Annotated in this window: 7 protein-coding genes; 4 read left to right on the top strand and 3 right to left on the bottom strand. The window is 34.1% G+C overall.

What is annotated here, in order from left to right; genetic code table 11:
- Positions 1-433 precede the first annotated feature (433 nt).
- Positions 434-1,540, top strand: a complete 1,107-nt coding sequence (locus OZD70_RS02475) for a D-alanyl-D-alanine carboxypeptidase family protein (RefSeq protein ID WP_275020641.1) — start codon at positions 434-436, stop codon at positions 1,538-1,540.
- A 108-nt stretch (positions 1,541-1,648) separates the two neighbouring features.
- Complete coding sequence (locus OZD70_RS02470; RefSeq protein WP_259346611.1) at positions 1,649-1,795, top strand: SMR family transporter; 147 nt, start codon at positions 1,649-1,651, stop codon at positions 1,793-1,795.
- Between the two features lie 218 nt (positions 1,796-2,013).
- Here OZD70_RS02470 and OZD70_RS02465 read toward each other — a convergent pair whose 3' ends face one another.
- Positions 2,014-2,913, bottom strand: a complete 900-nt coding sequence (locus OZD70_RS02465; protein ID WP_182182977.1) for an Rpn family recombination-promoting nuclease/putative transposase — start codon at positions 2,911-2,913, stop codon at positions 2,014-2,016.
- 477 nt (positions 2,914-3,390) lie between these two features.
- Positions 3,391-4,495, bottom strand: a protein-coding gene (gene prfB / locus OZD70_RS02460) for a peptide chain release factor 2 (protein ID WP_275020640.1) whose coding sequence is annotated in 2 segments (ribosomal slippage) — positions 3,391-4,419 and positions 4,421-4,495 — 1,104 coding nt in all. Because the reading frame shifts where the segments join, the coding sequence is not laid out codon by codon here.
- Between the two features lie 154 nt (positions 4,496-4,649).
- Between prfB and mgtE the strand changes: the two genes are divergently transcribed.
- Entirely contained in the window at positions 4,650-6,020 is a 1,371-nt protein-coding gene (gene mgtE, locus OZD70_RS02455) for a magnesium transporter (protein ID WP_182182973.1), read from the top strand.
- A gap of 71 nt (positions 6,021-6,091) precedes the next feature.
- On the top strand, positions 6,092-6,361 hold the full coding sequence (locus tag OZD70_RS02450) for a hypothetical protein (RefSeq protein ID WP_275020638.1): 270 nt from the start codon (positions 6,092-6,094) through the stop codon (positions 6,359-6,361).
- Positions 6,362-6,532: 171 nt separating this feature from the next.
- Here the strand turns inward: OZD70_RS02450 and OZD70_RS02445 are convergent, their stop codons facing one another.
- Positions 6,533-7,102 (bottom strand): potassium transporter TrkG, encoded by a 570-nt coding sequence (locus tag OZD70_RS02445; protein ID WP_275020636.1) that lies wholly within the window; start codon positions 7,100-7,102, stop codon positions 6,533-6,535.
- Positions 7,103-7,180 lie beyond the last annotated feature (78 nt).

Below are 7,180 nucleotides of genomic sequence, written 5' to 3'. Positions count from 1 at the left end.
TTTAAGTCTTAAACACTGCAATTTAGCTGCTTTTAAATGCAACTAACCTTAGCTTTAATATTTAAGAAATTTACTAAGCAAAAAAAAAGGCAAAAGAAACCACGTGTTAGCTAGTTGTCATTCTCTAATCCTGCAAATTGGCGTACTATACTGTCTTAAACGACTTATAAGCGCGTTTCAGCTTATATAGGTAAAAACCCAGAAATGTTGTGAAGACATAAGGTNCACATAGTGCAAAAAATTAAAAATAAGACGCCAACTACGTTGTTTTCTTGCTGTTTAATCTGCACAGATGAAGATAACTGAATACCTTCAGTATCATGATAAGGGGGCTGGCGGAGTTTGTCAAGGAATTTTTATACAAGAGATCTATTGAAATGCCCCTGTAAAATTATACTATTAATTAGTGCACTGTAAATTTAAAATTATAGATATGTTAAGCAGATTGGTAATTTTGCTATTAGTTTTTATACTTCCTTTTTTTTCATACTCATACCAGTTTAGAACCAAAGCAAAGCAAGCAGTAGTCTTAGATTTAGCTTCAGACTCGTTCATTTTTGACCATAATTCCGATGAAAAAATGGCCCCATCTTCAATGAGCAAGTTAATGACTTTATATATAGCCTTCGATTATCTAAAAGCTGGAATAATAAATATGGAGGATAAATTTCGAGTAAGCAGAAAAGCGTGGGAAAGAAAAGGCTCTTCTATGTTTTTGAAAGAAGGTCAATCCGTTACGGTGAGGGAATTACTCGAAGGAATTACAATAGTCTCAGGTAATGATGCCTGCATAACACTAGCCGAGGGTATTGCAGGATCAGAAGAGAATTTTGTGGCTGAAATGAATGAGGTTGCACAAAATTTGAACCTGAATGACAGTCATTTTGTCAACTCAAGCGGGTGGCCAGATGGAGATCATTTTATGAGCGCAAAAGACTTGGTAATGCTGGCAAAGAGGATTTTCACTGATTTTCCTGAATATTACGATTTATTTTCTGAACAATATCTGACATATAACGAAATTGCACAAAAGAATAAAAATCTTCTACTTTTTCACGACATTGGGGTTGACGGCTTAAAGACCGGTTATACAAATGCTGGTGGTTATGGCATTGTAGCATCTGCAAAACGAAACGATAGGAGAATTTTTGCTGTTGTAAATGGTTTAAACACTGAGAAAGAGCGAATAGAAGAAGCAAAAAGGCTGATACAATACTCCTTAAATCATTTTAATACTAAGAAAATATTTGCTAAAGACAGTGTAGTTGAGGAAGTAAATGTTCTCTGTGGAAAAGATAAAAAAGTGCCTATTACAGTTGCAAACGATGTTACCATAACTTACAACCGCAAATTGCATGACCAAATTAAGGTGCGTATTGAATATAAAGATATGATACCTGCACCCATTAAAAAAGGTCAAGAAGTGGGCAAAGTTTTTGTAGAAATACCAGGTATTGAGCAACAAACTACACCTCTTTATGCAGCAAATGACGTACAGGAATTGAATTTTGTAGAAAAGTTTTTTAGAATGTTATTTTAAGTTTAATATATTGGCTTTCAAAGCAATTTCGAAAGAGAGATCTATTGCACTTTAGTGTAGTTTTAACTAACAATTTCTGTTACAATACAAGATTGAAATGTTACGAAAATGTGCTGGTTATATTTATTGCTGTCCAGTATCCTAGAGATACTGTGGGCTGTAACATTAAAGTTTAGTAACAGTTTTACTAAGGTTGTGCCTTCGATTGCAACATTGGTAATTATGAGCTTCGATACTTGGAGTTTACCTATTTAATGAACCAGTTAATTTATTCGAAGTAATATGCTTTATTTTAGTTACATTCGGGATTATAGGATTAAAATTGTTTGATACTGCAAAACAAACTGTTGATAAAATGGAATAAGAGATCCCACTGGGATGACAGAAGCAGATACTCCACATTGTCATGCAAATTGGAATCCAGACTTTTTTCTATACAGTATGGTGGAGACGAGAAACCGTAACCGTTACACTTAATTCTGCAATTCTTCAATTTCACTAATGGACAGGCCAGTACACTTGACAATAGTGTTAATATCAATATTATTGGCTAGCATTGTTTTTGCAACTTCAATTTTTCCTTCAATTTTTCCTTCTTCTCTACCTTCTTTCCTACCTTTCTCTTCACCAATTTTGATGCCTTCGATTTTTCCTTGTTGAATAGAAGAAAGATAATCATCAATATGTTTCTTAGTTTGATCATAAGCAAAACGTTCTTCTTTACTCCAGTTATATTGATTTAACACATCATAAGCTCTACCAATAATAACATCACTACCTATTATTTTCTGTAGATCTTCTTCGCTAGTTTCATCGGCGTACTTAAAAAAATAAATCCATTTTTCAACAATATTTGAAAGCTGATCTTCTTTTGTCTTATTAAACTTTGGTAGCTCGATGAAAGTGAAACTAAAATCTTTGAGATCATGTTCATAGGTAATTTTATCAAAAGTAACGTGATCAGATTTGTAAGCCAGCTTGTTAGGAAATAAGATAAAATCGGCGATAGCAATAAAAATAACTCCTTTAAGATCTTGATATTGATCACCTTTGTGAGCTTGACTTGAATAAGCTTTGGCAGCATAGTATTGAGCGCGTTTCTCAAAGCCTGTAGTTTTAACAACTTGCATTTCAATAATTAGCTGGGTTCCAGCAGAATCAGTACAGAGAACATCAACAATGCTCTGCTTTTGAGAAGCAATATCAGGATCCTGAATGGGACTTAAAAAAGAAACATCTTCTATTTGATCAACACCAGTAAGACCTAGCATATCATTAAGAAAGTGAATAAGAATGTCCTTATTATTTACAGAGCCAAAAATACGCCGAAAGGCAAAGTCGTTCTTAGGATCGAGAAACTTAGAAATAGCCATAGCTAAAATGCTTAGAAAAGATTAATAATTATACACTATTATTAACAACTATTCAATCATATTTTAAGCTTAACTTGATACTATGGCTCAACAAATTGTGTCAAGTCGCCGCCTTGCTCCTCCTTGCCCCTCCTTGCCCTTACTATTACCCACAAATATAAATTGTTCTATGATGGATTTCCACTTGGTTATGTATGGATGGTAAGCCAAAAAATCCAGGTTCTATGCAACTACTAGTATACTCTATATTTAAGCAGGTGAGACTCGCATCAAAACCAGTTTCGCTCAACTGAGTATATTCATCTGAATATTGTGGTAATTTCTCTTTTATCTTCTCAATTACGTTATCTTTACTTAAATTTTGTCAGCATTAACTGCACTTAATATTCTTTTCCACTGATCATATTTCATCGCCATAACTTTACCTCTGACTTTTATAATATTTTATTATCATATATTATGGCAAGAAAACCAACCCTAATTTTGCTTAGTAAGCACACTAACTATGAAACAATCTATATTACCATCGAAAACAGAATTTATATTGCCCACTTCATGTCCAGTTCTTAAATCCTTCACCATTTGATACGGATGCATAACGTACGATCTGATCTGATTGCCCCAACCTATATCGCATTTTTTACCATATTCTTCAGCCATCTTTTGTTCTTTCTTTTCCAGTTCAATTTGGTATAAACGGCCTTTAAGTAATTTTAACGCCTCATCTTTATTTCTGTGTTGAGAACGACCATTTTGGCATTGAACTACAACACCAGTTGGAATATGCGTAATGCGTACCGCACTTTCAGTCTTATTCACGTGCTGACCGCCTGCTCCGGAAGCACGGTAGGTGTCAATCTTTAGATCCTTTTCATCCACAGCAATATCAATTAAATCTTCTATCACTGGAGTTACTCCTACACTTGCAAAACTGGTATGACGTTTACCATTTGCATCAAACGGCGATATTCTAACCAGCCTGTGAATTCCACTTTCACTTTTTGCCCACCCATAAGCTTTTTCTCCAACGATTTTTATCATTGCAGACTTTATACCAACCGACTCTCCTTCTAATTTTTCTACAACTTCAACTTTAAAGTTGTGATAAATTTCTGCCCACCTTATATACATGCGCATCAGCATTTCAGCCCAATCATTGCTCTCTGTTCCACCAGCTCCTGAGTGGATTTCTAAAAAGCAGTTATTGTTATCTGCTTCACCAGTAAATAAGGATTCTATCTCTTTAAGTTTGATTAATTTCTCTAACTTAGCTAATTCACTTTCAACTTCAGAGAAAAATTCTTCATCATTCTCATCAATAGCAGACTTCATTAAGCTAATGGCATCGTTGTAATCGCTTTCCAGCTTTAAAAACGACTCTATGTCATTCTTAATTTTAGAACGTTCTTTTAAAAATTCTTGTGCTTTTTGCTTATCTTGCCACAGATCATCATTCGACGCTTGGGAGTCCAGTTCTTCAAGACGCAACTTTGATTTTTCTATGTCAAAGACACCTCCTGATAAGAGAAATACTTTTATTTAAGCCTTGAAAGTATTCAAGAGTTTCTAAATAAGTTTTCATTATACTTTAGATTTTAATATATTTACTATTACTAACAATAACAGCAAACAAAATAGAAATTTAACCATATGATAGTTAATTCAAAATAATTTCATTATACTTTAATGTTTAAGGAAATCAAGTGTGTATATTTATTAAAAAATAAGGTAAAATAATGAATATTAAAGTAAGTTCTCATTATGGTTTAGACAAAAAGGCTATTGATGACTTAATAGAGTCACTTGATAACGATGAGCTAGAAAATGTTCGTAATATTGTAAAAACGATAGATAGCGTTCAGTTAGCTTATTTTTTATCTACTTCGATCAGTGATCACAGGGAGAAATTAGTTAATATCCTCGATCAACATTTGTTAAGTGATGCCCTAGTGCATGTAGTGCCAGATTTACAAGTGGAGATCATAGAAACATTGGGAATAGAAAATACAGCAAAGTTACTAATGCTCCTTGATGTAGAAGATGTAGTAACCATAGTGAAAGATTTGGATAGAAAATCTGTAGAAAATATACTTTACTATTTGCCCGGCAAGACTCAGAAATCAGTAGAGGAGTTGCTATCATACCCAGAAGAAAGTGCAGGAAGGTTAATACATAAAGATATGGTTATAGCTCCATATTATTGGACAATAAATCAGCTGACAGAATTTGTGTGCAGCTATAAAAAAATACCAGAAAGATTTCACCAGATATTCATTATCAACTCAAAATTAGAGCCTATAGGCAGTGTTAATTTAAGTAAGGTAATATCTCACTCAGGAGATACAATAATAAAAGAGATAATGGATCATGACATAAAAATCATTAAAACTGGAGTAGACCAAGAGGAAGTAGCAAGAATATTTAAAGATTACTCTCTATTATCGGCTCCGGTAGTAAATAAGAATGGTAAAATTATAGGTGTGATCTTAATTGAAGATGTGATAAAAGTTGTTCAACAAGAAACAGAAGAGGATGTACTCAAAATAAGCGGTGTATCTTCTAAAGCCGATATAAATGCCCCTATACATAAAACTATAATTAAAAGGCTACCTTGGTTACTGTTTAACCTCTTAGCTGCAACAATGTGTTCCATAGTAGTTGGCTTTTTTGATGATGTAATAAAAAGTTTTATAGTACTGCCAATAATCATGCCGATAATTGCATCAATGAGCGGAAATGCAGGATCCCAAACAGTAACGCTAACCATCCGGGCAATCGCAACAAAATATCTAACTGAGCAAAATGCAAAAAGAGTACTGATGAAAGAATTTTTAATAGGTCTGATAAATGGGGTGATCTTATCTACTATTTCATTAATAGTATTAGCAATAAGATTTCACAGCTTCAAAGTGGAGATGATTTTTGTGGTTTCCATGATTATGATGTCAATTATTGCAACGTTTATCGGAACTTTCATTCCTATAATGCTTCACCGTTTAAAGTCTGACCCTGCCGTTTCTTCTTCAATCTTAACATCGGCAACAACTGATATTCTCTCAGCTCTTATATTTCTTGGTTTAGCTACGATCTTTTTATTAAATAGCTAATACTATCTATAGCTATACCGCCGCGAACCGTTATACCGCGATTCATTCCACAACTTTACGAACATTATGATTTGAGAGCAATTTCCACTAGGAAGGTGTCATTCCAGTGCCTCTATGATGTCATCCCAGTGCTTGACACTGGAATCCAGCTTTTTCATAATCATCAAAATATTGTATTTTTACATAAAATGGCTACTTTTATGCTTACCAACTTAATAAAATTCCTGGATCCCAGTGTCAAGCACTGGGATGACACCCTCCTGATGGGCCAAAATCACAATGTTCGTACAGTTGTGGATTCATTTGCGGTATCTCTTAGCATAGATCCCGCTAACAAGTAGCGGGATGACGAGAAAGGGGCTACTTGGATAACATTCTTCCTGGTGTGCCCAAATCACAATGTTCATACAGTTGTAGATTTATTCGCGGCATAGATTCCGCTAACTAGTAGCGGAATGACGGTTTTTCAAATTGTCGTAAGTCAGTTTAGCTATAATATCGAGTTTCACCAACTATTTCTTTCTATTAAATAAGAATAAATTACCTATACAAAAATAGATTGGCAATATTTCAAGTCTACCAAGCAGCATCAAAAACGACAAAAATAATTTTACTTCATTACTGAAAGAAGAATAGTTACCTGAAGGGCCTATTAAATTACTAAATCCCGGGCCAGAATTTGTAAGCGTTGCAGAGACTGAGCTGATGCTAGTTATAAAGTCTGCATTGCTTAAGTAAGACATCACTATTGATGAAATGGTAAACGTTAACATGAAAATTGTAAAAAATATAAAGACAGAGTGAACTTCATCATTCTGCAGGGTTTTTCCGTTGAATTTTACCATATTATCTGCACCTGGGTTTAATAAAAGGCGAAAGTGATTTCCTATAGACTTTAGAAAAATGATCAAACGAAAGATTTTGATGCCACCACTTGAAGAACCACTACATCCACCAACAAAGGTTAGAAAAAAAGCTAAGACTGAAATGAAGCTCCAATCTATATGATCACAGATTGCATAACCAGTTAACGTAATCAAGGAGGTGATGGTAAATATGCTGCATCTAAATGATAATGACACTTCTAAGAAACTTCCTTAACTAGCTCCTCTTGTTGCACTAAAGTATAGCCAAATTCTCGTGCCTTTTTGATCAAAAAT

Origin of the sequence: Wolbachia endosymbiont of Drosophila tsacasi (assembly GCF_028982115.1) — a bacterium.
In the GTDB taxonomy this organism is placed as follows: Bacteria; Pseudomonadota; Alphaproteobacteria; order Rickettsiales; family Anaplasmataceae; genus Wolbachia; species Wolbachia pipientis_B.
The sequence above is the reverse complement of the archived record's forward strand: the minus strand, read 5'-3'. Positions and strand labels throughout refer to the sequence as shown.

What these genes read in the sequence shown, in the direction of transcription:
- OZD70_RS02475 (WP_275020641.1), top strand. Translation starts at nt 434, where the DNA reads ATGTTAAGCAGATTGGTAATTTTGCTATTAGTTTTTATACTTCCTTTT.
- OZD70_RS02470 (WP_259346611.1), top strand. Translation starts at nt 1,649, where the DNA reads ATGTGCTGGTTATATTTATTGCTGTCCAGTATCCTAGAGATACTGTGG.
- OZD70_RS02465 (WP_182182977.1), bottom strand. Translation starts at nt 2,913, where the DNA reads ATGGCTATTTCTAAGTTTCTCGATCCTAAGAACGACTTTGCCTTTCGG.
- mgtE (WP_182182973.1), top strand. Translation starts at nt 4,650, where the DNA reads ATGAATATTAAAGTAAGTTCTCATTATGGTTTAGACAAAAAGGCTATT.